Annotated in this window: 23 protein-coding genes and 1 pseudogene; 16 read left to right on the plus strand and 8 right to left on the minus strand. The window is 68.9% G+C overall.

Annotation, left to right across the window (positions count from 1 at the left end; translation table 11 throughout):
• The first annotated feature begins 23 nt into the window (after positions 1-23).
• From atpD to BJ972_RS01370, 4 genes are read left to right on the plus strand one after another with little or no spacing between them, the layout of a single operon-like run.
• Positions 24-1,487, plus strand: a complete 1,464-nt coding sequence (atpD, locus tag BJ972_RS01355) for a F0F1 ATP synthase subunit beta (RefSeq protein WP_129176678.1) — start codon at positions 24-26, stop codon at positions 1,485-1,487.
• A 2-nt stretch (positions 1,488-1,489) separates the two neighbouring features.
• Positions 1,490-1,750, plus strand: coding sequence for a F0F1 ATP synthase subunit epsilon (locus BJ972_RS01360; protein WP_129176680.1), 261 nt, complete (start codon positions 1,490-1,492; stop codon positions 1,748-1,750).
• Positions 1,751-1,805: 55 nt separating this feature from the next.
• Entirely contained in the window at positions 1,806-2,333 is a 528-nt protein-coding gene (locus tag BJ972_RS01365; protein ID WP_241830888.1) for a P-loop nucleotide/nucleoside kinase family protein, read from the plus strand.
• The gene (locus BJ972_RS01370) at positions 2,334-3,089 is read left to right on the plus strand and encodes a YaaA family protein (RefSeq protein ID WP_129176682.1); all 756 of its coding nucleotides are present in this window, start codon (positions 2,334-2,336) and stop codon (positions 3,087-3,089) included.
• A 26-nt stretch (positions 3,090-3,115) separates the two neighbouring features.
• Here the strand turns inward: BJ972_RS01370 and BJ972_RS01375 are convergent, their stop codons facing one another.
• Both BJ972_RS01375 and BJ972_RS01380 read right to left on the minus strand, forming a co-directional pair.
• Positions 3,116-3,757 (minus strand): DNA-3-methyladenine glycosylase I, encoded by a 642-nt coding sequence (locus BJ972_RS01375; protein ID WP_129176684.1) that lies wholly within the window; start codon positions 3,755-3,757, stop codon positions 3,116-3,118.
• Positions 3,754-4,248 carry a methylated-DNA--[protein]-cysteine S-methyltransferase gene (locus tag BJ972_RS01380; RefSeq protein WP_129176685.1) on the minus strand — a complete coding sequence of 165 codons (495 nt, stop codon included), beginning with the start codon at positions 4,246-4,248 and terminating at the stop codon, positions 3,754-3,756. Before BJ972_RS01380 ends, BJ972_RS01375 begins: the two co-directional genes overlap by 4 nt.
• Positions 4,249-4,367: 119 nt before the next feature.
• Between BJ972_RS01380 and BJ972_RS01385 the strand changes: the two genes are divergently transcribed.
• From BJ972_RS01385 to BJ972_RS01410, 6 genes are all read left to right on the plus strand, one after another.
• Positions 4,368-5,330 carry an aldo/keto reductase gene (locus BJ972_RS01385; protein ID WP_129176687.1) on the plus strand — a complete coding sequence of 321 codons (963 nt, stop codon included), beginning with the start codon at positions 4,368-4,370 and terminating at the stop codon, positions 5,328-5,330.
• An 84-nt stretch (positions 5,331-5,414) separates the two neighbouring features.
• Positions 5,415-6,560 carry a DUF4192 domain-containing protein gene (locus BJ972_RS01390; protein ID WP_129176689.1) on the plus strand — a complete coding sequence of 382 codons (1,146 nt, stop codon included), beginning with the start codon at positions 5,415-5,417 and terminating at the stop codon, positions 6,558-6,560.
• 64 nt (positions 6,561-6,624) lie between these two features.
• Entirely contained in the window at positions 6,625-7,551 is a 927-nt protein-coding gene (locus tag BJ972_RS01395) for an FHA domain-containing protein (RefSeq protein WP_129176691.1), read from the plus strand.
• A 3-nt stretch (positions 7,552-7,554) separates the two neighbouring features.
• Positions 7,555-8,391 (plus strand): PP2C family protein-serine/threonine phosphatase, encoded by an 837-nt coding sequence (locus BJ972_RS01400; protein ID WP_129176693.1) that lies wholly within the window; start codon positions 7,555-7,557, stop codon positions 8,389-8,391.
• Between the two features lie 53 nt (positions 8,392-8,444).
• Entirely contained in the window at positions 8,445-9,020 is a 576-nt protein-coding gene (locus tag BJ972_RS01405) for a zinc ribbon domain-containing protein (protein WP_129176695.1), read from the plus strand.
• 93 nt (positions 9,021-9,113) lie between these two features.
• A complete protein-coding gene (locus tag BJ972_RS01410; protein ID WP_129176697.1) occupies positions 9,114-11,981 on the plus strand; it encodes an FtsK/SpoIIIE domain-containing protein in 2,868 nt (955 codons plus the stop codon).
• Between the two features lie 14 nt (positions 11,982-11,995).
• Here BJ972_RS01410 and BJ972_RS01415 read toward each other — a convergent pair whose 3' ends face one another.
• Both BJ972_RS01415 and gabT read right to left on the minus strand, forming a co-directional pair.
• Positions 11,996-12,991 (minus strand): asparaginase, encoded by a 996-nt coding sequence (locus BJ972_RS01415; protein WP_129176699.1) that lies wholly within the window; start codon positions 12,989-12,991, stop codon positions 11,996-11,998.
• Positions 12,988-14,366: pseudogene (gabT, locus tag BJ972_RS01420) on the minus strand (4-aminobutyrate--2-oxoglutarate transaminase). Before gabT ends, BJ972_RS01415 begins: the two are co-directional and overlap by 4 nt.
• A 52-nt stretch (positions 14,367-14,418) precedes the next feature.
• Between gabT and BJ972_RS01425 the strand changes: the two are divergent.
• Positions 14,419-14,928 carry an OsmC family protein gene (locus BJ972_RS01425; RefSeq protein WP_129176701.1) on the plus strand — a complete coding sequence of 170 codons (510 nt, stop codon included), beginning with the start codon at positions 14,419-14,421 and terminating at the stop codon, positions 14,926-14,928.
• Here the strand turns inward: BJ972_RS01425 and BJ972_RS01430 are convergent.
• From BJ972_RS01430 to BJ972_RS01440, 3 genes are all read right to left on the minus strand, one after another.
• A complete protein-coding gene (locus tag BJ972_RS01430) occupies positions 14,895-15,869 on the minus strand; it encodes an acetylxylan esterase (RefSeq protein WP_129176703.1) in 975 nt (324 codons plus the stop codon). The genes BJ972_RS01425 and BJ972_RS01430 overlap by 34 nt on opposite strands.
• 114 nt (positions 15,870-15,983) lie before the next feature.
• Positions 15,984-16,877 carry a hypothetical protein gene (locus BJ972_RS01435; protein ID WP_129176705.1) on the minus strand — a complete coding sequence of 298 codons (894 nt, stop codon included), beginning with the start codon at positions 16,875-16,877 and terminating at the stop codon, positions 15,984-15,986.
• A 35-nt stretch (positions 16,878-16,912) separates the two neighbouring features.
• Positions 16,913-17,698 carry a lysophospholipid acyltransferase family protein gene (locus BJ972_RS01440; protein WP_129176707.1) on the minus strand — a complete coding sequence of 262 codons (786 nt, stop codon included), beginning with the start codon at positions 17,696-17,698 and terminating at the stop codon, positions 16,913-16,915.
• 78 nt (positions 17,699-17,776) lie between these two features.
• Here BJ972_RS01440 and BJ972_RS01445 point away from each other — a divergent pair, with 78 nt between their 5' ends.
• Both BJ972_RS01445 and BJ972_RS01450 read left to right on the plus strand, forming a co-directional pair.
• Complete coding sequence (locus BJ972_RS01445; RefSeq protein ID WP_129176709.1) at positions 17,777-18,859, plus strand: 1-deoxy-D-xylulose-5-phosphate reductoisomerase; 1,083 nt, start codon at positions 17,777-17,779, stop codon at positions 18,857-18,859.
• Positions 18,860-18,907: 48 nt separating this feature from the next.
• Positions 18,908-20,308: a M50 family metallopeptidase gene (locus tag BJ972_RS01450; RefSeq protein WP_129176711.1), complete on the plus strand. Its 1,401-nt coding sequence runs from the start codon at positions 18,908-18,910 to the stop codon at positions 20,306-20,308.
• A gap of 43 nt (positions 20,309-20,351) precedes the next feature.
• Here the strand turns inward: BJ972_RS01450 and BJ972_RS01455 are convergent, their stop codons facing one another.
• On the minus strand, positions 20,352-21,536 hold the full coding sequence (locus tag BJ972_RS01455) for an acetyl-CoA C-acetyltransferase (protein ID WP_129176713.1): 1,185 nt from the start codon (positions 21,534-21,536) through the stop codon (positions 20,352-20,354).
• A 173-nt stretch (positions 21,537-21,709) separates the two neighbouring features.
• Here BJ972_RS01455 and BJ972_RS01460 point away from each other — a divergent pair, with 173 nt between their 5' ends.
• The 3 genes from BJ972_RS01460 to BJ972_RS01470 all read left to right on the plus strand — a co-directional run bounded on the left by BJ972_RS01460 (position 21,710) and on the right by BJ972_RS01470 (position 23,980).
• On the plus strand, positions 21,710-22,483 hold the full coding sequence (locus BJ972_RS01460) for a CoA transferase subunit A (RefSeq protein WP_129176715.1): 774 nt from the start codon (positions 21,710-21,712) through the stop codon (positions 22,481-22,483).
• Between the two features lies 1 nt (position 22,484).
• A complete protein-coding gene (locus BJ972_RS01465) occupies positions 22,485-23,129 on the plus strand; it encodes a CoA transferase subunit B (protein WP_129176717.1) in 645 nt (214 codons plus the stop codon).
• A 113-nt stretch (positions 23,130-23,242) separates the two neighbouring features.
• Positions 23,243-23,980: a hypothetical protein gene (locus BJ972_RS01470; protein ID WP_129176719.1), complete on the plus strand. Its 738-nt coding sequence runs from the start codon at positions 23,243-23,245 to the stop codon at positions 23,978-23,980.
• Positions 23,981-24,040 lie beyond the last annotated feature (60 nt).

Here is a 24,040-nt window from a genome sequence, read left to right on the forward strand (position 1 = left end):
ACTCGTACCAGAAGGAAGAGAACATGACTGACACCGCCACCGTTCCGGCCGCGGCCGAGACGACGGCCGGCGCCGTCGGACGCATCGCTCGCGTCACCGGCCCCGTCGTCGACATCGAGTTCCCGCACGACTCGATCCCCGAGATCTACAACGCGCTCAAGACGACGATCACGATCGGCGACGAGTCCACCGAGATCACGCTCGAGGTCGCTCAGCACCTCGGCGACGACCTCGTTCGCGCCATCGCCCTCAAGCCCACCGACGGTCTCGTCCGTGGCCAGGAGGTCACCGACACGGGTGCAGCCATCTCCGTGCCCGTCGGCGATGTCACCAAGGGCAAGGTCTTCAACGTCATCGGCGAGATCCTGAACGCCGAGCCCGGCGAGAAGATCGAGATCACCGAGCGTTGGCCGATCCACCGTCGTCCGCCGAACTTCGACCAGCTCGAGTCGAAGACGCAGCTCTTCGAGACCGGCATCAAGGTCATCGACCTCCTCACCCCGTATGTGCAGGGTGGAAAGATCGGTCTGTTCGGTGGTGCCGGTGTCGGAAAGACGGTCCTCATCCAGGAGATGATCCAGCGCGTCGCCCAGGACCACGGTGGTGTGTCGGTGTTCGCCGGTGTCGGTGAGCGTACCCGTGAGGGCAACGACCTCATCCACGAGATGGAAGAGGCCGGTGTCTTCGACAAGACGGCCCTCGTCTTCGGCCAGATGGACGAGCCGCCGGGAACGCGTCTTCGCGTTGCACTCTCGGCCCTCACGATGGCCGAGTACTTCCGCGATGTCCAGAAGCAGGACGTCCTCCTCTTCATCGACAACATCTTCCGCTTCACGCAGGCCGGTTCCGAGGTGTCGACCCTTCTCGGTCGTATGCCCTCCGCGGTCGGCTACCAGCCGAACCTCGCCGACGAGATGGGCATCCTCCAGGAGCGCATCACCTCGACGCGCGGTCACTCGATCACGTCGCTGCAGGCCATCTACGTCCCTGCTGACGACTACACCGACCCGGCTCCCGCGACGACGTTCGCGCACCTCGACGCCACGACCGAGCTCTCCCGTGAGATCGCGTCGAAGGGTCTGTACCCGGCCGTCGACCCGCTGACGTCGACGTCGCGCATCCTCGACCCCCGTTACTTGGGCGAGGACCACTACCGCGTCGCCACGACGGTCAAGCAGATCCTCCAGAAGAACAAGGAACTGCAGGAGATCATCGCCATCCTCGGTGTCGACGAGCTCTCCGAGGAAGACAAGATCACGGTGTCGCGTGCGCGCCGTATCCAGCAGTTCCTCTCGCAGAACACCTACATGGCGAAGAAGTTCACCGGTGTCGAGGGTTCGACCGTTCCGCTCAAGGACACCATCGAGTCGTTCGACGCGATCGCTCGCGGCGATTTCGACCACGTGGCCGAGCAGGCGTTCTTCAACGTCGGCCCGATCACCGACGTCGAAGAGAAGTGGGCTCAGATCCAGAAGGAGAACGGCTGAGCATGGCTGTCCTCTCCGTGAGTGTCGTCTCGGCCGACCGCGAAGTGTGGTCGGGCGAGGCGAACATGGTCGTCGCCACGACCGTCGAGGGCGAGATCGGTATCCTGCCCGGGCACGAACCGCTCTTGGCCATCCTCGGCAGTGGTGAAGTTCGCATCACCCTTGCCGGTGGCGAGAAGATCGTCGCCGACGCCTCCGAGGGTTTCCTCTCGGTCGAGAACAACACCGTCCAGGTGGTGGCCTCGCAGGCAGAGCTGGTCTGAGCCGATGTCGTCGCTCGGGGGAGAGCTCACGGAACGTCAGTTCGGTGATCTGAGCGTGACCCGCCTGATCGTCATGGCGGGTCTGCCCGGATCCGGCAAGTCGACGATCGGTGAGATCATCGGCAGCCGCCTCGGTGCGCAGGTCGTCTCGGTCGATCCGATCGAGTCGGCGATCCTGCGCGCCGGTATCGACGCGGATCAGCCGACCGGTCTGGCGGCTTATCTCGTCGCCGAAGAGATCGCGTCGACGGTCCTGGCTTCCGGCCGATCCGTCGTCGTGGATGCGGTGAACGCCGTCGAGGCCGCCCGCCTCCAGTGGCGCGACCTCGCTGAGCGCAGCCAGGTCGAACTCAAGGTCATCGAGGTCTTCTGCTCCGACGAGGCCGTACACCGCGAGCGACTCGAGCGACGCGAGAGCACTCTCCCGCACCTCGCCGAGTTGACGTGGCGCGCTGTCGAGCAGAGCCTCGAGGGCTACGCGTCCTGGACGGGTCCGAGTTCTGCGCTGCCGCGCGTGACCGTCGACTCGACGCAGCCGCTCGGCGTGAACGTCGACATCGCGCTCGCGTTCATCGGCGCGTAGGTGCTGATACTTCTCCCTCCCTCCGAGACGAAGAGGGATGGCGGCGGAGCGCCGCGACTCGACGTCACGTCGCTGGCGTTCCCTCGCCTCGCGCCGGAGCGTCGCGTCGTCGTGAAGGCCCTGCGCGAGCTCGCCCGCGACGACGACGAGAGCGCGCGAGCGCTCAAGCTCGGCCCGCAGCAGTCTCATGAGCTCGCGCGCAACCGGTCATTCACGACGTCGCCCACGATGCCCGCGATCGATCGCTTCACGGGGGTGCTCTTCGACGGTCTCGAGGCGCACACCTTGACCGAGGCGGAGCGTTCCTTCGCCGGCGAACACGTGCTCATCCATTCCGCACTGCTCGGCCCGGTCTCCGCACTCGATTCGGTTCCTGCCTATCGGCTCTCCCACAACTCTCGTCTGCCGGGTGTGTCGCTCCGTTCACACTGGGCTGCTCCCGTCGCGGCGCAGATCGCCGCTCACGACGGCCTCGTCCTCGACCTCCGCTCAGAGGGATACGCGGCTCTCGGCCCGCGCCCGAAGCGCGACGACTCCGTGTTCGTGCGCGTCGTCTCGGAGGGTGATGATGGGCGCAGGCGCGCCCTCAACCACTTCAACAAGAAGGCCAAGGGCGAGTTCACTCGCGCCGTGCTGCAGCAGGGTGCAGCGTTCGACACCGTCGACGACGCGATCGACGGAGCACGCTCGGTGGGCTGGAGACTCGAACGCTCGAGCGATCCGGGCGAGCTCGAACTCGTCGTCGCCGCCCACTGACGCGCTCGCGACCCCATCGAGCCGGTTCAGCTCGGCGATGCCGTTCCGTCGGCGTTCTCGGCGCGGAAGCACCCGACGACATGATCGTCGACCATCCCCGTCGACTGCATGAGCGCGTACATCGTGGTCGGACCGACGAATCGGAAGCCGAGCTTTCGCAGCGTCTTGCTCATGGCCGCGGATTCTTCGGTCGTCGCGGGGACATCGCCCAACGTCTTCGGGCGCGGCCCGGGCGGAGGCGCGAACTGCCACAACACCTCGGAGAGCGGGCGGTCGAGAGCGAGCGTCGCTCGTGCATTGCTGATGACCGCCTCGATCTTTCCGCGATGGCGGATGATCGAGGCGTCGAGGACGAGCCGATCGACATCGGCCGTCGTGAACGCGGCGACTCGAGCGACGTCGAACCCGTCGAATGCCGAACGGAACGCCTCCCGACGCCGGAGGATCGTGATCCACGACAGGCCCGCCTGGAAGCCTTCGAGACTGATCTTCTCGAAGAGTCGGCGGTCGTCGCGGAGCGCTCGACCCCATTCGTCGTCGTGATAGCGGCGATACTCGTCGTCGTTGCCCGACCACGCGCAGCGCGCACGCCCGTCGTCACCGACGATGAGTGAGGCGCGCGCCGGTGGGGTGGCAGTGACGATGGTCGTTCCTGCGGCGTCGCTCATGCGGCGATGATGATCTGTTCGTGGCCGAGCAGCCAGAGCTTCGTCGCCACGCCCTCACCGGCGCTGTAGCCCGTGACGGCTCCGTTCGAGCCGAGCACGCGGTGACACGCGACGAGGAGCGGAATGGGGTTGGCTCCGACGGCACCGCCGATCGCCCGAGCCGAACCGGGGCGACCGACGGCTTCGGCGAGCTGGCCGTACGAGACGCATTCGCCCCAGCCCAGTCGATCGAGTTCCCGCCACACCGACTGTTGGAACGGCGTTCCCGGAAGGCTGAGCGGAAGGTCGAAGCGCTGTCGAACGCCCGCGAAGTACTCCTCGAGCTGCTCCTTCGCGGCACGGAGCGCGGGCGTCGGGTTCTCGGCGAGGTCGTCGTGGGGGAGGGTTCCCGCCCGCTCGATGGAGAGGCCGGTGATGAGGTCGTCGGTGCCGCGGACTTCGATTCTGCCGATCGGACTGTCGAGGCGGATGAGTCGGAGGGATTCGGTCATGGGTCGAGAGTAGCCCGCGTCATCCGCCGCCCCTCGCGGAAATCGGACACCATGCGGACAGTCGTCGGCGTCGGGTCGGTGGGGAGGACAGGTCGATGTCACCGGCCTACGCTGGAGGAATGGCAGACATGGAATACCGCTCACTCGGCCGCTCCGGACTTCGCGTCTCGGCGGTCGGCCTCGGCTGCAACAACTTCGGGCGCCCCGGAACGGCGACGGAGACCGCTTCCGGCACCGACGCCGTCATCGGCGCGGCGATCGATGCCGGGATCACGCTCTTCGACACCGCGGACATGTACGGCGGCGAGTTCGGCCTGAGCGAGACGCTCATGGGCGAGGCGCTCGTCGGCCGTCGCGATCGCATCGTCCTCGCGACGAAGTTCGGCCACTCCGGGGCATCGTCGCCGATCCCGTCGTGGGGCGCCCGCGGTTCACGTCGATACGTGCGGCTCGCCGTGGAGCGGTCGCTGCGACGTCTTCGGACCGACTGGATCGACCTCTACCAGCTGCACACTCCCGACCCAAACACGCCGATCGAAGAGACGCTCGCTGCACTCGACGAGCTCGTCACCGAGGGGAAGGTGCGCTACATCGGGCACTCCAACCTGGCCGGCTGGCAGATCGCCGAGGCGCACCTCGCAGCGCAGCTCGTGGGTACCGAGGCGTTCATCTCCGCGCAGGACGAGTACAGCCTGCTCTCCCGCGGCGCCGAGAAGGAGGTGCTGCCCGCCGTGCGTCACTTCGGGCTCGGCTTCCTCCCGTACTTCCCTCTCTACAACGGGCTCCTGACGGGCAAGTTCTCGCGCTCGGGCGGTCCGGCCGACTCCCGCATCATGCGGCAGCGCCCCCACGTGGCCGAGGATGCCCCGTGGGATGTCATCGAGGAGTACGAGGCCTTCTGCGCCGAGCGTTCCGTGTCGATGCTCGACGCGACGTTCACGTGGATGCTCGCTCAGCCCTCGCTCTCGTCGGTGATCGCGGGCGCGACGTCGGCCGAGCAAGTCGCCAAGAACGCGGCGGCGGCCGGCGCCTGGGATGCCACGGCGGAGGACATCGCCCGCATCGACGCGATCTTCGCCTGACGACTCCTCCTGCACAGCCCGGAGTCGTCCACAGAACGGTCGACGCCGAGCGACGGATGACGCGGGGGATCGAATCATGGAGGCATGACGATCCTTCGCGCCTCCGCCGCGCACGACTTCCTGGCCCTCGTTCCGACGCTCACGGGCTACCGTTCCGAGAACAGCATCGTCTGCGTCGCCTTCCGCGGCAATCGCACGGCTGCCGCCTTCCGAGTCGATCTACCCGCACCCGGCGACGGGCGCGGTGAGCGCGCCGTCATCGACGCCGTGGTCGGCCTCCTCTGCCGCCTACCCGAGGTCGATGCGGCCGTCCCGGTCATCTACACCGATTCGACGTTCGCCGACACCGGCATCCCCCGGGCGAGGTTCGCCGATCGAATGGTCGAGGTGCTCGGTGAGAACGGGTTCCTCGTGAGAGACGCACTGTGTCACGCAGCCGATGCGTGGGGCTCGTATCTCGATCCCGAGTGCCCGACCCGAGGCCGCAGTCTCGATCTCATCGCCGGCAGCGAGCTCTCGGCCGCGGCCACTGCGATCAGGAACGGCGACGAGCTCGCCGGTGTCGACTCGCCCGGCATCCTTCCGCAGGTCGACGATCGGGAGCGCCATCGCTTCGAGCGGGTGCTCTCTCGATTGCGCCGGGAGTTGAGCGGCGACGAGGAGCCTCGTGTGATCGCTCAGGTGTTCGCTCTCGCGGATCCGTCGCCCGTTCCGTGGGTCGAGTTCTGTGCGACGACGGCTGTCGGCGACCTTCCTCCGGTCGCCCGCGCCTGGCTGCTCGAGCTGATCCAGTCTCCGCCGACGCGTGACCAGGCCATGGTGCAGTTCGCCTTCGGCGAGCTCGCCGGACTCGCCGCGGTCGCCGATCAGGAGGAATGGGAGTCCGGTGTCGACTACGGGGCCGACGACGACCTCGACGAGACGGTCGCGGAGATCCTGCTCGGGAGATGCGTGATGCGGCCGGACGTTCAGCGAACACGTTCCGCCGTCGAACTGCTCCGACTCCTCGTCGCGAGTGCTCCGCGTGACGATCGACCGGCGCCGCTCTGCATGCTCGGGTGGCTGTTGTGGGCGCTCGGGCGGGGGAGTGCTGCGGCACGCGTCATCGAAACGGCGCTGTCGATCGACCCGGACTACGGCATGGCCCGCGCGCTGCACACCCTCCTGGGTTCGGCGGTTCTCCCGGAGTGGGCGTTCGCCGAGGCTTCCGGCGAGGCGCCCGTGACCTGACGGCCCTCGGACATGCGCTCACACCCTTCACGCTCCACGGGGCGGCGGGTGGAAGACTGGGGGGATGCCGTCGGTCATTCGCGCCTCCGACGATGCGCACAAGCCCTCGTGGGTGTTCGTCATCGGGCAGAGTTTCATCGTGGGGGTGGGTGAGCCCGCGCCGGAAGGCGTCGTCTCGCGCCTCCTCGCGCTCGTCGATGACCCCGACGCGACGATCGAGCGGATCGTCGGGGTGATCCCGCTGGCCGGCGAGGACGCGGTCGAATCGTTCGGCCTCGTCTCGTTCCCTGCGCCGGGCGAAGCGGATGGCAGCGACCGGAGGATCACCGCCATCGTGCGCGGGACGGCTGCCATCGACATCCACTCCCCGGGCGGCTCGCGTCGCTTCGACGACCGCGGAATCAGACCGTGGCATCTCGCCGACTTCACAGCCGTCACCGGACTCGCCCTCGCCTCGCGACATGAGCCTCTCGACGCGCATGCCCCCGGGCGAGCGGTCGACCTCCGGTCTCGTCGGATCCGCGCCACGAGGCTCGAGTGGTTGCGGGAGGGCGCTGAGTCCGCCGACACCGAGCAGACCGACGCAGCGATCGTCGCGCGCACGCTGCCGCGGCCCGTCGGCGTGCCGTGGTTCAAGGCGGGAGATGTGCTCTATTCGCTCGACGGCACGGCACTGATCGGACGCCGGCCCCGACGCCGGGCGGAGGACGGCGACGACGTCGTCGCGCTCATCACACTCGAATCGCCGGCGTCGACGGTATCGGGCACCCACCTCGAACTGCGCCGGCATGGCTCGCGCATCGTGGCGACCGATCTGTCGTCGACCAATGGAACGATCGCCGCCATCGGGGGCACTCGGCGCCCTCTCGTCCCGGGCGAGCCGCAGACCCTCGGTGTCGGTGCCACGCTTGACCTCGGTGACGGTGCTATCGTCGAAATCCTCCCCGTTGATGCGGATCCAGCCGGGGGGCCGAGTGAGAAGAAGGCCTGAGCAGTGACACAGATCGGCCACGGCAACGCCGGGCACACGCTGCACCTGCCTGACGGCACGCGTGTAGAACTCGCGTGGGCCGCACTCACCGACACCGGACTCCGTCGCGAAGTCAACGAAGACAGCTTCATCGCCGACTCGCCGATCTTCGCCGTCGCCGACGGCATGGGCGGCCACGCGGCAGGCGACTTCGCCAGCGCGGCCGTGGTCACTCGACTCGCGTCGCATGTCGGCGAGTCGATCGTCGGTACGAGCGAGATCGATGCGTCGCTCCGGGCCGCGGTCGACGACATGCGCCGCGGCGCGGGCGTCACCGACGAGGGAAGCGGCACCACTGTCACGGGCGTCGCGGTCGCCGTCGTCGGCGGGCGGGCGGCGTTCCTCGTGTTCAACATCGGAGACTCGCGGGTGTATCGCCTGCGCGGAGGCGAGCTCGAACAGCTCACCGTCGACCACTCGATCGTGCAGGAGCTGGTCGATGCCGGGCAGATCACGCGCGAAGAGGCCGACACGCATCCCCACGCGAACGTCATCACGCGCGCCGTCGGCTTTCACGAGGCACCTGTGCCCGACTACCGTGCGATTCCCCTCGAAGCGGGTTCGCGCATCCTCGTCTGCTCCGACGGTCTCACGAAGGAACTCACGCCGTACGGCATCCGTCACTTCCTCCTCGCCAACCCGCGCCCGCAGTCAGCCGCGCGACAGCTGATGGATGCGGCGCTCGGCAATGGGGGGCGTGACAACGTCACGGTCGTCATCGTCGACGTGGTCGACGTCACGGCACCCGCCGACGCCGACACGGGAATCGTCGAGCGCACGGGCGACGTGCCCCGCGACTGACGCCGCTACCGGTTGCCTAGAATGGTCACGGACGACCGAGAGGATCATCGCGCGTGAATTGTCAGATCTGCGGCACGCCGTTGCACCCCGGAGCGATGTTCTGCGGCGAGTGCGGAAGCTCGGTCCAGGCGACCGCGGCATCACGTCGTCGGCCCGACCCGCGCCCCTCCGACACGAGCGTCGTCGAACGCCTCGTGCCCGTCACGACCGGCATCATCAGTGTCGCCGTCGATTCCGTGCCGATACCCGAGGAGCCCGCTGCGGACGACGCCACGCCTCTGTCCGACGCCGACTCGACCACCTCGCCTCGGTTCGCCCTGCAGTTCAGCACGGGTGAGAAGGTGACGGTGTTCGGAACGGGCCTCATCGGCCGCCGGCCTCTCGGTGCGCCCGGCGAGCGGTTCGATCACCTCGTCCAGATCGCCGACCGCTCGCTCTCGGTCTCGAAGACCCACGTCGAGTTCGGAGAGCACGAGGGCACTCTGTGGGTCGCCGACCGTTTCTCGGGTAACGGCACGATCGTGCGTCATCTCGATGGCACGGCTGTGCGGTGCGAACCGGGCCGCCGCTATCTCGTGCCGCGCGGCTCACGCGTCGAACTCGCCGAACAGTCGTTCGTCGTCAGCTGACGCCTCTCCTCCACAGGCGGAGGCCGAGTCGGTTCCCACCCACGTCGCGTAGCGCGTCTTCCCGGCGCGGAAGCGGTCCGCTGGACTGGGCGAGTGGATTCACTGCCTCCTGACGCGCTCGCGTTCGACATCCCCTCGCCGCCCGTGCAGCCGCCGCGACCCGGCTTCCCCGTCGTCTCGCTCCTGGCGCCGATCGCCGCTGCCGGTGCTCTCTGGGCGTTCACACGCTCTCCCTACGCGATCGTCTTCGCCCTCCTCGGGCCGGTCATCGCCATCGCGACGATGATCGATGCCCGGCGCACCCGTCGACGGCAGATGCGCGCGGAACGCCGCCGGTACGACGAGGAACTCGATGCTCTCGCGAGCAGCATCGCCGCCGCTCACGCCCTCGAGCGTGCCGCTCTCGAGCGTGCGGGAGCACCCGAGGTCATCGCGCTCCCGCACCGCGAGCGCTGGGAGGAGGAGGCCCCCGGCGAGATCGTCGTCGGTCGGGGGCCGGTGAGGAGCGCGGTGGCTCTCGCGGGGAAGGCGCAGGATGACCGTGCGCGTGATGTGGTCCGGGCGGCGCGTTCCCTCGAGAACGCACCGATCCGGGTTCCGTTCGACGGGGGAATCGGGGTCGTCGGTCCTGCGCTCCTGACGGCACCGCTGCTGCGCGCCCTCGTCGTGCAGATCTCGCACGCGCTCGGACCGCAACGTCTCGCCATCGAAGCGGGAGCGGGCAGTTGGGTCGAAGAACTGCCTCACCGCGATGGGCGCGCGATCGTCGTCGGCGTCGGCGTCGGCGTCGGTCTCGTTCCGCGAGCGACGGGCGTATCGACCGTCATCCTCGCCGAGGCGACGTCGGTCGCGGCTCTCCCCGTCGAGTGCAGGAACGTCATCGAGGTCGATGGTCCGGCACGAGCGCGGGTGACGCGGGGGAGCGGCCGCGGGCGCGCCTTCCGCCCCGATCTCGTGGGACTCGTCGAGGCGCGGTCGTGGGCGCGCGGCGAGAAGGAGGCTGCGGATCAGCTCGGCCTCGTGAGCGAGCACCGTGATCCGGCATTCGCCGACCTCGAACACCCCGCGCCCGGGCCCTTCCGTCGTTCCCTCGCCGTCGTGCTCGGCAGCGGCTCGACGATGGTCGACCTCGTCGCCGACGGTCCGCACGCGCTCGTCGTCGGAACCACGGGGAGCGGCAAGAGCGAGCTGCTCGTGACGTGGATCACGGCTCTCGCCGCCACACGCGGAGTCGAGGAGGTCTCGTTCCTCCTCGTCGACTTCAAGGGCGGGGCGACGTTCGCGCGGGTCGCGCGCCTTCCGCACGTCGTCGGATTCGTCACCGACCTGGAGGACGACGCCGCACGGCGCGCGGTCACGAGCCTCGATGCGGAGCTCCGTCACCGGGAGCGCGTGCTGCGCTCGGCGGGCGTCTCGGATCTCGTGCACCTCGATCGCGCGGTCGTGCTCCCGCGTCTCGTGGTGGTGATCGACGAGTTCGCGGCGATGCTCTCGGCTCATCCCGAGCTGCACTCGACGCTCAGCGACATCGCCGCGCGCGGACGCTCGCTCGGAGTCCACCTCGTGCTCGCGACCCAACGGCTCGGCGGCACCGTCCGTGAGTCGATCCTGGCGAACACTCCGCTGCGCATCGTTCTGCGCACGCTCGATCGAGCGGACAGCCAGACCATGATCGGTTCGGATGCCGCACTCGCCCTTCCCCTCGATCGCCCGGGTTCCTGTCTCATCCGCCGAGGGGGCGGAATCGTCGACCCCGGACGGGTCGTCTCGGTGTCCGATGCGGACGTCGCGCGCATTCCGCGAGACGACGACGCGGCCCCGCCCCGACGGCCCTGGGCCGAACCCCTACCCGCGGTCCTCGGGGAGGATGACGCCCGAGCGAGGCTTGCGACAGGGGATGGCGAGACGGGAAGCGGGCCGGCATCGCGGTCGGCGTGGTTCGGACTGATCGATGCTCCCGAGGAGCAGCGGATGCTCCCTCTCGCGTGGGCGCCGCGCACCGACGGTCACCTCCTCGTCATCGGCGGGCCGCTCTCGGGAGTCACCGAGACGCTCGCGACGATCACGAGCCGTGTGCGCGAGGACTTCGCGCTCTGCCTCGAACTCGGCGGCGATGCCGTGCAGACGGTCGACGCATTGGAAGCGTTCCGCCCCGACCCCGCCGCTCCCGCCGTGATCGTCGTCGACGACGTGGACCTCCTGGCCGCCGGCCTCGATGTCGAGTACCGGCAGCGCGCCGTGGAGCGGCTCGGGTACCTCGCGACCCTGCGGCCGGCCGACGGTGTGGCGCTCCTCGTCGGCTCGCACTCCTCGACGGGTGTGCGCGGACTCACCGAGAGGTTCTCCTGCGCGCTTCGCCTGGGATTTCCTACTCGGGCCGAGCATCTGCAGTCCGGTGCTCCGGCCGACCTCTGGCAGAACCGCGTCGTCGCCGGGCGCGGCGAATGGCGCGGTCGACGCATCCAGGTCATCGCTCCGACACCGGGGCGGAGTGACAGGAGCGCGGCCGGGCGCCGAGCGGTCATCGGGCATCGCGCTCTCGCGCTGGAGACGCCGCTGACCGTTCTCGTGTCGCGAACGCCCGCACGGGCGGCCGGACGGGTTCGCCGGGCCTTCCCCGAGGTCGAGGTGCAGCCGCTCAGCGTCGACACCCCGGCGACGGCGACGAATGCGCCGGTGCCGTCGGCTTCGGCACGGGCATCGGCACCGACACGAGCGGCGCGGCGAGCCGCTCCCTCCGTGCGGCCACTCGTCCTCGTCTCCGACATCGAGACATGGAATGCGGTGCGAGCCCGAAGCGGCGGCGGGGCACCCGCGACGACTCTCGTCATCGACGGGAGCCTCTCCGACTACCGTTCCGTCACACGAGATCGCGCGCTTCCGCCACCGCTCGGTCCTGACGACGTCTGGGTGATCGAGGTCGGGGGCGCTGTCGAACGTCGAACGTGGCCGACGCGGTGACGGTGATCGCCCGGCTAGACGGTCGCGCGGATCTCGCCGACGCGCCCGGAGCCGCCCGAGACCCAGAGGTCGAGCTCGGCGGCGACGGCGTCGACCGCTGCCGAGTCGAGGGCGCCCGCCGAGACGAGGAGGCGAAGCGCGACGATCGCCGATGCGCGCGAGCTGCCGTCGAGCACCTTGAGGGCGACGCTCGTGCCGTCGGGGGCCGTCATGATCATGACGCCCTCGGCTCCGGCCTTCGCGAAGACTCCCAGTCGATCGATCGCGATCGAATCGGGCTGACCCGGCCCGGCGATCACCCAGCCGTTCTCACGAACGGCCTCGGTGAGCGCGCCTGCCTCACGGTAGAGGGCGAACGGCGACGATGCGGACGACGTCGTGATGCGCTGCACACCGTGCGCGAGGCCGCGAAGAGTGATCGCGTGCACGGGAGCACCGCAGCCGTCGATGCCCGTCGCGACCGGCTTCTCACCGGTCAGACGCTCGATGACGTCGAGGATGCGCTTCTGCAGCGGGTGGCGGGGGTCGAGGTACCCCTCGAGCGGCCAGTTGTTGGCGACGCACGCGAGAAGCATCGCCGCGTGCTTGCCCGAGCAGTTCATGTACAGGCGGTCGGGCCCGTTGCCGTCACGGATGAGCTGCTCGCGTGCGGCACGATCGCTCGGCATGGCGGGAGGGCAGCCGAGGCGGGCCGGCGAGATGTTGGCGCGATCGAGCAGACCGCGGACGAGTGCGACGTGTCCCGCCGTGCCCGTGTGGCTCGCCGTCGCGATGGCCGCGTCTTCGCCGCGCAGTGCGACGCCCGAGGCCATGACGGCCACAGCTTGGAAGGGCTTGAGGCATGACCGCGGGAAGAGCGGAGCCTCGGGATCGCCGAGCGATCGAACGACCTGCCCGTCGGGTGAGAGCACGATGGCTGTGCCTGAATGACGTGATTCCACGAATCCACTCCGTTCGACGACCGCCAGTTCTACCGCGTCAGCGACGCCGATCACCTCTGCCGCGCTCATGCGAGGGAGGAGAAAGCGTCGTCGAGCACAACGAGGGCGTCGTCGATGAGCTCATCGGTCATGGCCAGGCTCGGCAGGAATCGGAGGACGTTTCCGAAGGTTCCGGCCGAGAGGAAGAGGACGCCGTGCTGCGCGGCGAAGGCGGTCAGCCTCGGCACGGCGTCGGGGTGGGGGAGCTTCGACGTCGCCGCGGTGCCGGACTCGACGAGTTCGATCGCGATCATGGCGCCGTGGCCGCGGATGTCGCCGATGATGTCGAACCTCGCGGCGAGACGCTCGAGGCCGCTCCTCAGACGGGCACCGATGCGGTCGGCCTCGGCGAGGAGTCCGTCCCGCTCGATGGTCTCGAAGACGGCGATCGAGGCCGCGCACGCGACGGGGTTTCCGCCGAAGGTTCCGCCGAGTCCACCCGGCTGTGCGGAATCCATGATCTCGGCACGACCCGTCACGGCCGCGAGCGGCAGGCCGCCGGCGATGCCCTTCGCGCTCAGCACGAGGTCGGGCTCCCACCCGAAGTGCTCGCTCGCGAAGTAACGGCCCGTTCGGGCCATGCCGCTCTGGATCTCGTCGGCGATCATGACGACGCCGTTCTCGGTGCACCAGGTCTGCAGGGCGGGGAGGTAGCCGCCTGCGGGCACCATGAATCCGCCCTCTCCCTGGATCGGTTCGACGACGAGGCACGCGAGATCGGCGGCACCGACGACCTTCGCGAGGTAGCGATCGTGCGCGCCGCGGCGTCGGCACCGCTCAGTCCGTCACGATACGGATAGCTGCTCGGCGCCCGATAGACGTCACCCGCGAGGGGACCGAATCCGGTCGCGTACGGTGCGGCCTTGTAGTTCATCGCCATCGTCAGGTTCGTGCGGCCATGGTAGGCGTGGTCGAGCACCGCGATCGCGCGACGACCCGTGTGCTTGCGGGCGATCTTCACGCCGTTCTCGACCGCCTCGGCGCCCGAGTTCACGAGCACCGACTTCTTCGCCCACGTACCGGGCGTGTGCTCGGCGAGGAGTTCGGCGACCCGGACGTACTCTTCGTACGGGGTGATCGTGAAGAGCGTGTGCACGACGTCCTGCAGCTGAGCCGTCGCGGCGGCGACGACGTTCTCATCGGTATGACCGATGGTCGTCACGCCGATGCCGGCGCCGAAGTCGACGAACTGGTTGCCGTCGACGTCGACCAGGATGGCGCCGTGCGCGCGCTCGATGTAGACGGGGAGCACGGACGAGACGCCGACCGGAACGACGGCCAGACGCCGCGCGTGGAGCTCCTCCGAACGAGGGCCGGGGATCGCGGTCACGATTCGGCGCTCTTGTGGAACATTCCGAGCCGCGGCGGGTGAGGGTGAACTCGACGGAGCGAGGGAGTCAGTCATGATGTCTCCAGCCTAACGCGGGGCCTCACGCGCTTCGTGTGAGAATCGGGGCATGAAGACCGAGCACGGCTACCGCGTCGAGATCGAGTGGACGGGAGCCCGCGGGGCGGGCACGACGGGCTACCGCGACTACGGGCGCGACCACACGGTGAGCACCGACGGCAAGCTCCACGACATCCTCGGCTCGTCCGACCGCGCCTTCCGCGGAGACGCCGATCGGTGGAACCCCGAAGAGCTCCTCCTCGCAGCCCTCGCGCAGTGCCACATGCTGTCGTACCTGCACGTCGCGACGACGAACGGTGTCGTCGTGACCGCCTACGACGACGACGCCGTCGGCACCATGCGGGAGGACGGACGCGGCGGCGGCGCCTTCACCGAAGTGACTCTGCGGCCACGCGTCGAGGTCGCCGACCCCGCGACGATCGAGCTCGCCCAGAGCCTGCACGCGCGCGCGGCCGAACTGTGCTTCATCGGCGCGTCGGTCAACTTCCCCGTGCACCACGAACCCGAGACGTTCGCGGCGGCGACTCAGCCGAGCCGTGGCGGAAGCCACTCCGCCTGACGCGTCCACTGCCGCAGCTGCCCGCCCTCGTGCCCGTTGTACGAGTAGGCGACGATCTCACGATCCTCCACGGTCAGCGCGTTGTAGGCGGCGTAGACGGATGACGGCAGCACGACGTCGTCCATGAGCCCCACCGAGAACAGGGCGGGTGCGCTGATCCTGCGGGCGAAGTTCACTCCGTCGAAGTACGAGAGCGTCGTGAAGACCGTGTCCTCGGTGTCGCGGTGGGTGGCGAGGTACTGCGTGATCTCGGTGAACGGGGCCTTCGGGGTGAGCGCCGCCGAGCGCCGGAAGTGGCAGAGGAACGGCACGTCGGGCAGCACGGCGCGCACGGCGGGGGAGAGCCCGGCGGCCGCGAGCGAGATGCCGCCGCCCTGGCTGCCGCCCGTGACGGCGATGCGGTCGGTGTCGGCCGACGGGATCTCGGAGAGAGCGTCGATGAGCCGCGCGGCATCCGTGAAGACACGACGGTAGAAGTACGTGTCGGGCGAGCTGATGCCGCGCGTCATGAACCCCGCGACGGCGGGACCCGAGCCGTGCGGGTCGGGGGTGTCGCCGCCCGTGCCCCATCCGCTGCCCTGACCGCGCGTGTCCATGAGCACGTGCACGTAGCCCGCGGCCGCCCACTGCAGGCGCTCGCCGGGGAGGCCTCGACCGCCGTTGTAGCCGAGGTACTCGACGACGACGGGAAGGCGTTCGCTCTCCGAGCGCAGGGGCCGGGTGATCCAGCCCTTGACCGGCTCACCCGCGAAGCCGGGGAAGGTGAGATCTTCGACGATGAGATCGGTGAACGGCGTCGCGACGGGGGTGACGACGACCGAGCCGCCGGCCGCACGCGACTCGGCGAGGGTCCGCGCCCAGAACTCGTCGAAGTCGGCCGGCTCGGCGACGTTGGGGCGGAAGTCGACGAGGGCGTCGAGGGGCAGGTCGGTCAGCGGCACGAGGTTGCTCCGGGGCTCAGAAGGTCGATGTCCGTGCGAGACTCGCGCGGTTCGTCCATCGTGCCCGAGAGTGGGCGCGCGCGAGGGTCGATGACACCGCGAGTCGTCTGCCGGTCAGCGTGATTCGATCTCGTCCCAGATGGGAACGGTGCACGGGCGTCCGCCGACGAGGTTCTGGCACGGCGGTGCGTAGCCGGGGTAGCGCTCGGCCGTCGGGTCGCCGAACCAGCGGTTCCAGAGGATCCAGAAGTTGAGGTTGCCCCACGCCGAGCAGCTGTCGCCCGTGTCGGGATCGGCGAGCGTCGCCTCGTTCGGCTGGTACGGCGTGTAGTTGTACAGGTTCGCGGTCGCCTGGTTCTCGATCTCGACCGTGCTCGCCCCGCAACCGGCATCCGGGTTGTAGCCGACGTCGACGGCGCCGATGCGGTACTTGCGGTCGGGCTCGACCGTGTACTGACGGAACTGCCAGGCGGCGTTGTAGACCTGGTTGAAGAATCCGAAGTACTTCTGGTCGCAGTCCGCGGTGTCGGGGCACCCGTAGCCCGTTGCGCGCAGATAGCCGCGCTCGCTCGGGTGGGTGAGGAGCGACTGCTCCTTCTGCAGGAGCACGAGCAGCGCGCGCTGGCTGATGCCGCACGCGACGCCGACCCGCTCGATGATCTCGGCCGCGCTCTCGTCGGTGTGGCCGCGGTACTCGGCGCAGTGCCCGACCCCCTGGTCGGGTTCGGTGCGCGTGTCCTCGGTGTAGTCCGCGAGGCAAGGCACTCCGTCGACGGGTCGACAGGTCGTGTCCTCGAGGAACTCCTGGATGGCGTCGGCGCTCATCGAGCCCGAGTTGTAGAAGCTGTCGTCGCTCACGATGTGTCCGGGCTCGAAGGCGTCGGTCGACACGGGAGCGCTCTCGGTCTCGGCGGGCCGAACGGTCGGTTGCGACGGAGCGCACCCGGCGAGGAGCCCACCGAGGGCGACGACGGCGAACGCCGCGAGGACGGTGCGGCTGATCTTCACTCCCGAGACGATACCGGGCGCACCCGGACGTCGGCTCAGAGTCGCTCGCGCGGGAGCACCCGATCGACGGCGCGGGCGACGGGATTCGACGGAGGCGTCTCGTTGTACCGGTCGGCGACCTCTTGACCCGACAGCTCGGCGATCGCGGCCATGAGCTCATCGGTCGCGTGACGGCGGGCTCGGCCCGACGACGCCGGTCCGTGGTGCGAGAGATCGAGCGGCTCGCCGAAGTGCACCGAGACGGGGCGGATGCGCGGGCGCTTCGCTCCGACCGGTTGGATCTCCTCGGTTCCGACGAGTCCGACCGGTACGACGAGCGCTCCCGTCGTCAGCGCGAGCCAGGCGACGCCCGTGCGACCACGGTAGAGGCGGCCGTCGACCGACCGAGTGCCTTCCGGGTAGAGCGCGAACGCGTTGCCCGACTCGAGGATGCGGCGACCCTGATCGAGGGCGGCCTGCGCCTGGGCACCCGTACCGCGCTCGACGCTCACGGCGCCGATCGAGCTGAAGAACGTGCGCGACACCCAGCCGCGGAAGCCGGTGCCCGTGAAGTAGTGCGACTTCGCGAGGAACTGCACGGGTCGCGGAGACGCGATGGGGATCGCCACGGAGTCGATGAACGAGAGGTGATTGCTCGCGAAGATGACGGGGCCGGTCATCGGCACGTGTGCCGTGCCCGTGATCGTCGGTCGGAACGTCAGAAGCGTCAGGGGGCGGAGCACCGAGCGGATGACGCGATAGAGCGGTCCTTGCTTCGGAGCCACAGCCGTCTCGGCGGGTTCGCTCGTCTCGTGGGGGTCGACCGCGTCGGAGGAAGTCACGGTAAGACCCTAGACCCGACCGTATGCGGATCGTGGAATGTCGAGAACGGTGAGTTCGGCGAAGCCTAGGGTGGAGGAATGAAGAGAGTGATCGTGCTGGGCTCGTCAGGGTCGATCGGTGTGCAGGCGCTCGACGTCATCCGCGCCAATCCCGATCGATTCGAGATCGTCGGGCTCGCCGTCGGCTCGAATCGTGCGGTGCTCGAGCAGCAGGCCGACGACTTCCACGTCGACGACACCGCGGTCGGCATCATCGAGGCCGAGCAGCTCGTCCGCGACGTCGAGGCGGATGTCGTCCTCAACGGCATCACGGGATCGGTGGGTCTCGGTCCGACCCTCGCCGCGCTCGAGACGGGGAGGACCCTCGCGCTCGCCAACAAGGAATCGCTCATCGTCGGTGGCGACCTCGTGACCCGCCTCGCGGCCCCCGGCCAGATCGTGCCGGTCGACTCGGAGCACTCCGCCATCGCCCAGGCCCTCCGGTCGGGCACCGACGCCGAGGTCGCGCGTCTCGTCCTCACGGCATCCGGCGGGCCGTTCCGCGGCCGCTCACGCGACTCCCTCGCCTCCGTCACGCCCGCCGAGGCGCTCGCCCACCCCACGTGGGACATGGGCCTCGTCGTGACGACGAACTCGGCGACCCTCGTCAACAAGGGTCTCGAGGTCATCGAGGCGCACCTCCTCTTCGACGTCGGCTACGACGACATCGACGTCGTCGTGCACCCCCAGTCAGTCGTGCACTCGATGGTCGAGTTCGTCGACGGGTCGACGATCGCACAGGCATCCCCACCCGACATGCGCCTGCCGATCTCGCTCGGGCTCGACTGGCCGAACCGCGTCGCTGCGGTCGGCCGACCGCTCGACTGGACGCGTGCGCAGGAATGGACGTTCGAGCCGCTCGACGAGGTCGCCTTCCCGGCGGTGGCGCTCGCCAAGCAGGTCGGTCGCGCGCGCGGCACGTACCCCGCCGTCTTCAACGCGGCGAACGAGGAAGCGGTCGCGGCTTTCCACGCGGGGCGGATCGGCTTCCTCGACATCGTCGACGTCGTGCGCCGCGTCGTCGAGTCGCACGAAGCCCCCGATGCCGTCCTCTCCGTGCCCGTGCTCCTCGAAGCCGAGGCGGCCGCCCGCCGCGCGGCGACGGCTCTCATCGGCGCCTGACAGCTTCGCCACAGTCCACTCGCAGACAGAGCGGACTAGCCTGGCCAGGTGGATTCGGTCATCGCCTTCGCGCTCGGCGTGCTCATCGTCGCGCTCGGACTCGCCATCTCGATCGCGCTGCACGAGATCGGGCACCTCGTGCCCGCGAAGCTCTTCGGCGTCAAGGTCACGCAGTACATGATCGGGTTCGGCCCGACGCTCTTCTCGCGACGTCGCGGTGAGACCGAGTACGGCGTCAAGGCGCTCCCGCTCGGCGGCTACATCTCGATGATCGGCATGTTCCCGCCCGAGAAGAATCATCCGGCCGAGGCCGGCGCGACCGAGTTCGGGTCACTCGAGGTCGCCGAGATCGGTGAGAAGACCGCAGCACCCGTCGCGGCACGAGCCGGCAGCACCGGCTTCTTCCAGAACCTCGCCACCGATGCCCGCGAGGTGAGCGCCGAGTCGATCACGCCCGGCGACGAGAGCCGCGCCTTCTACCTGCTTCCCGTCTGGAAGCGCATCATCGTCATGTTCGGCGGCCCGTTCATGAACCTCCTCATCGGGGTCGTGCTGTTCGCCGTGCTCCTCATGGGGTTCGGGACGGCGCAGTCCTCCACGACGATCGCGTCCGTGTCGGAGTGCGTGCTTCCCGCGACGAGCGAGCGGCAGACGTGCGAACCGGGCGACACGGCGGCACCGGGCGCAGCAGCGGGTCTCGAGCCGGGCGACCGGATCGTCTCGATCTCCGGTACGCCCATCGAGACCTGGGAGCAGTCCACCGCGATCATCCGCGAGAGCGCGGGAACGCCGCTCCCCGTCGTCGTCGAACGCGACGGCGAGATGCTCGACCTCACGGTCACGCCCCTCCTCTCGGAGCGCTTCGCCGTCGACGACGAGGGAAAGGTCGTGACGGATGACGCGGGCGAGCCGGTCACGACCGATTACGGGTTCGTGGGGATCGGCCCGTCGACCGTCCTCGTGCCGCAGCCGGCCACGAGCGTGCTGCCGGCCGTCGGAGACAACATCGTGGCGGTCGCCAACGTCATCCTCAACCTGCCTCAGCGCCTCATCGATACGGCGCAGGCGGCCTTCGGCCCCGAGGAGCGCGACCCCAACGGCCCGATGAGCGTCGTCGGAGTCGGTCGTGTCGCGGGGGAGATCGCCGCCTTCGAGGGCGTGCCGATCGAGAGCAAGGCCGCGAGCCTCATCGGCATCGTCGCCTCGCTCAACGTCATGCTCTTCGTGTTCAACCTGATCCCGCTCCTGCCGCTCGACGGCGGTCACATCGCCGGCGCGCTGTGGGAGGGAATCCGCCGCTTCTTCGCGAAGCTGTTCCGTCGGCCCGACCCCGGGCCCGTCGACATCGCGCGGCTCATGCCGATCACGTTCGCCGTCGTCATCGTCATCGGCGCCATGAGCGCGCTGCTCATCTACGCCGACATCGTCAAGCCGATCTCGTTCTTCTGAGTGGGTGCGGGCGCGTGTGCGCCCGCACCTGCTCGTCGTCCGGTCAGCGGCGGAGGAGGAGCGCGTCGCCCTGTCCGCCGCCGCCGCAGAGTGCGACCGCGGCCTTACCGCTCCCTCGTCGCGAGAGCTCGAGGGCGGCGTGCAGTGCGAGTCGCGCACCCGACGCTCCGATGGGGTGGCCGAGCGCGATGGCGCCGCCGTTCGCATTCACGATGGCGGGTTCGATACCCAACTCGCGCGTGGACTGCAGGGCGACCGAGGCGAACGCCTCGTTGATCTCGACGACATCGAGGTCGTCGGCCGTCCAGCCCTGACGGGAGAGCGCGGCGTTGATCGCGTTCGCGGGCTGCGAGTGGAGGGAGTTGTCGGGGCCGGCGACGTGGCCCGATGCCTCCACGATGGCGAGCCACGGCAGTCCGTGCTCCTCGGCGAAGGCTCGGCTCGTGACGACGAGCGCCGAGGCTCCGTCGCTCAGCGGCGACGAGTTGCCCGCCGTGATGGTGCCGTCGGCCGCGAAGGCGGGACGCAGACGCGCGAGGGTCTCGACGCTTGAGTCGGGCCGGACGCCTTCATCGGCCGTGACGACGATCGGGTCGCCCTTCCGCTGCGGAATCTCGACGGGGACGATCTCGTCGGCGAACACGCCCGACGCGGCCGCGACGCCCGCGCGCCGGTGGGACGCCGCCGCGATCTCGTCCTGCTCGGTGCGGCCGAGGCCGAGGCGACCGTTCACCGTCTCGGTCGACGCTCCCATCGACACGCCGTCGAAGGCGTCGGTGAGACCGTCGAACGCCGCGTGGTCGATCATCGTCACGCTTCCGTACGTCCAGCCACGACGAGAGCCGGGCAGGAGGTGGGGAGCGTTCGTCATCGATTCCTGGCCGCCGGCGACGACGACCTGCGCCTCGCCGAGGCGGATGAGCCGCGCGGCGTCGACGACGGCGGCGAGACCCGACAAGCAGACCTTGTTGAGGGTCATGGCGGGCACTCGCCAGGGAATCCCTGCGGCGTTCGCGCTCTGCTTGGCCGGGTTCTGGCCGGCACCGGCCTGGAGCACCTGACCCATGAGCACGGCGTCGACCTGATCGGCGGAGATTCCGGACTTCTCGATGGCGCCGCGGATCGCGATGGTGCCGAGCTCGACGGCCGACAGCGACGCGAGCGCTCCGTTGATGCGGCCCTGGGGGGTGCGCGCTCCGGCGAGGATGACGACCTCAGTCGAACTCATACGGGGGACTCCTTCGTCGGATGTGCGGCGGATCTCGCCTCCGTCGATTCTACCGAGAGCCGTCGAGGCCACCCCCTTCACGTCGTGCTGTGCGCCTGCCAAGATGAAGGAACGTGCCGGAGTCGTCACGAGCGACCTCCGGCGCGATCGACGCGAACCCAGGAGGTACGAGCGTGACTCTCGACAAAGTCGTTCAGAGGCCGGCCGATGCCGTGGCCGACATCCCGAACGGAGCAGCTCTCGCGGTGGGAGGCTTCGGGCTCTGCGGCATCCCGATGGTGCTCATCGATGCGCTCCTCGCGCAGGGCGCCGACGAACTCTCGGTCGTCTCGAACAACTGCGGGGTGGATGACTGGGGCCTCGGGCTCCTGCTCGCGGCCGGGCGCATCCGCAAGATGACGTCGTCGTACGTCGGCGAGAATCGCGAGTTCGCACGGCGGTACCTGACGGGTGAGCTCGAACTCGAACTCACGCCACAGGGCACGCTCGCCGAGAAGCTGCGAGCCGGGGGAGCGGGTATCGCCGCATTCTTCACGCAGACGGGCGTGGGCACCGCTGTCGCCGAGGGAGGGCTGCCGCAGCGTCATGCCGCCGATGGCAGCGTCCTCGTCGCTTCAGAACCGAAGCGCGTCGAGACGTTCACCGTGCGCGGGGAGCCGCGTGAGTTCGTCCTCGAGGAAGCGATCACGACCGACTTCGCCCTCGTGCACGCCGCACAGGGCGACGCCCACGGCAATCTCGTCTTCGACAAGTCGGCGCGGAACTTCTCGCCGCTCGCCGCGATGGCGGGCCGCGTGTGCATCGCCGAGGTCGAAGAGCTCGTCGACGTCGGCGATCTCGATCCCGATGCCATTCACCTACCCGGCATCTTCGTCGACCGTGTCGTGGTCGTCGGGCGCGACGTCGAGAAGCGCATCGAGCGCCGGACCGTTCGAGAGGTGAACTGACATGGCTCTCACACGCGACGAGATGGCGGCTCGAGCCGCACGCGAACTCACCGACGGGTCATATGTCAATCTCGGCATCGGTCTGCCGACCCTCGTACCGAACTTCGTTCCGGAGGGCGTCACCGTCGTCCTGCAGAGCGAGAACGGCATCCTCGGCGTCGGGCCGTACCCGACCGAGGCCGAGGTCGATCCCGACCTCATCAACGCGGGCAAAGAGACGGTGACCGTACTGCCCGGAGCGGCGTACTTCGACTCGGCGACGAGCTTCGCGATGATCCGCGGGGGAAAGATCGATGCTGCGATCCTCGGCGCCATGCAAGTGTCGTCGACGGGCGACCTCGCGAACTGGATGATCCCGGGAAAGATGGTCAAGGGGCCCGGTGGTGCCATGGACCTCGTGCACGGCGCGCGCCGCGTCATCGTGCTCATGGAGCACGTCGCGAAGGACGGATCGGCGAAGATCGTCGAGTCGTGCTCATTGCCTCTGACCGGCCGCCGGGTCGTCGATCGCATCATCACCGATCTCGCCGTCATCGACGTCACGGAGACGGGTCTGGAGCTCGTCGAACTGGCGCCGGGCGTCACGGTGGACGAGGTCGTCGAAGCGACAGGCGCGCCCCTCGCGATCGCGTTGCCGAAACGTTAGGAACCACGGGGATCGAAGCCGCCCCTGATCTGCCATCCTGAGCGTGAGCGGCGCATATGCCGCTCACGGAATCGGGGGCGATCATGCGGGGTTCATTCATCGGCTGTTCGGTCGTGGCAGCACTCGTCATCGGGCTGTCGGGGTGCGCTTCGCCGGGTGCCGTCGCGACGTCGTCGCCGCCCGCAACGTCGACGTCGACCGCAACCCCTGGCCAAATCGCGTCGCCGACTCCGACGGCTTCGGAAGAACCGGCCCAGGCGTCGGTCGCGTCGGTCGTCGTCCTCCCGACCCACGTCGAGTTCCGTGACGCTGCCGGGGGAGTGGCGGCATCGTTCGACTATGCAACGGAGGCAGAAGCGGCAATCCTTGCCTTCCGTGATTTGCTCGGGGCTGAGACGTATACCGATGAAGACGACGGCTCGTACCATTACCCTCCCAGCACCCTGTACGCCTGGGGCGACATCGAGATCATCGAGTCGCACTTCGTCGATATGTGGGCGGACCACGCTGGCAACTACTCCTACGATCGGCCGAGCTTCATGCTGATCATCGGCACCGCAGAGCAGCAAGGCATCGCATTCAGCTCGGGGGTCGGAGTCATACCGGGCGATGATTGGGCTGTGGCGGCATCATCGGCAATCGATTCCGGTAGCCGTTTCACGTGTACGGGAACTCCCATCGACTCGATCGAACTCGGCGAGGTCGAGCAACCGGACGGCACGACGTTCATTCAGACTGTCACCACCGCGATCGTGAACGAATCGTATGATCCTTCGACGAACACGTGGACGGCCACCGACGTCGTATCCGAAGTCCGCGCGCCCGTCATGCTTGTTGACGGCTGCGTGTGAGCTCTCGGCACTCAGCCCACCCGCAGTGGGCGGACATAGACTGACGACGTGCCCGCTGTG

This window comes from Agromyces atrinae, assembly GCF_013407835.1.
Taxonomy (GTDB): Bacteria; Actinomycetota; Actinomycetes; order Actinomycetales; family Microbacteriaceae; genus Agromyces; species Agromyces atrinae.

Coding starts and splice junctions, on each gene's coding strand:
- BJ972_RS01360 (WP_129176680.1), top strand. CDS start 1,490: ATGGCTGTCCTCTCCGTGAGTGTCGTCTCGGCCGACCGCGAAGTGTGG.
- BJ972_RS01415 (WP_129176699.1), bottom strand. CDS start 12,991: ATGAGCGCGGCAGAGGTGATCGGCGTCGCTGACGCGGTAGAACTGGCG.
- atpD (WP_129176678.1), top strand. CDS start 24: ATGACTGACACCGCCACCGTTCCGGCCGCGGCCGAGACGACGGCCGGC.
- BJ972_RS01390 (WP_129176689.1), top strand. CDS start 5,415: ATGACGATCCTTCGCGCCTCCGCCGCGCACGACTTCCTGGCCCTCGTT.
- BJ972_RS01395 (WP_129176691.1), top strand. CDS start 6,625: ATGCCGTCGGTCATTCGCGCCTCCGACGATGCGCACAAGCCCTCGTGG.
- BJ972_RS01455 (WP_129176713.1), bottom strand. CDS start 21,536: ATGAGTTCGACTGAGGTCGTCATCCTCGCCGGAGCGCGCACCCCCCAG.
- BJ972_RS01465 (WP_129176717.1), top strand. CDS start 22,485: ATGGCTCTCACACGCGACGAGATGGCGGCTCGAGCCGCACGCGAACTC.
- BJ972_RS01375 (WP_129176684.1), bottom strand. CDS start 3,757: ATGAGCGACGCCGCAGGAACGACCATCGTCACTGCCACCCCACCGGCG.
- BJ972_RS01385 (WP_129176687.1), top strand. CDS start 4,368: ATGGCAGACATGGAATACCGCTCACTCGGCCGCTCCGGACTTCGCGTC.
- BJ972_RS01445 (WP_129176709.1), top strand. CDS start 17,777: ATGAAGAGAGTGATCGTGCTGGGCTCGTCAGGGTCGATCGGTGTGCAG.
- BJ972_RS01380 (WP_129176685.1), bottom strand. CDS start 4,248: ATGACCGAATCCCTCCGACTCATCCGCCTCGACAGTCCGATCGGCAGA.
- BJ972_RS01425 (WP_129176701.1), top strand. CDS start 14,419: ATGAAGACCGAGCACGGCTACCGCGTCGAGATCGAGTGGACGGGAGCC.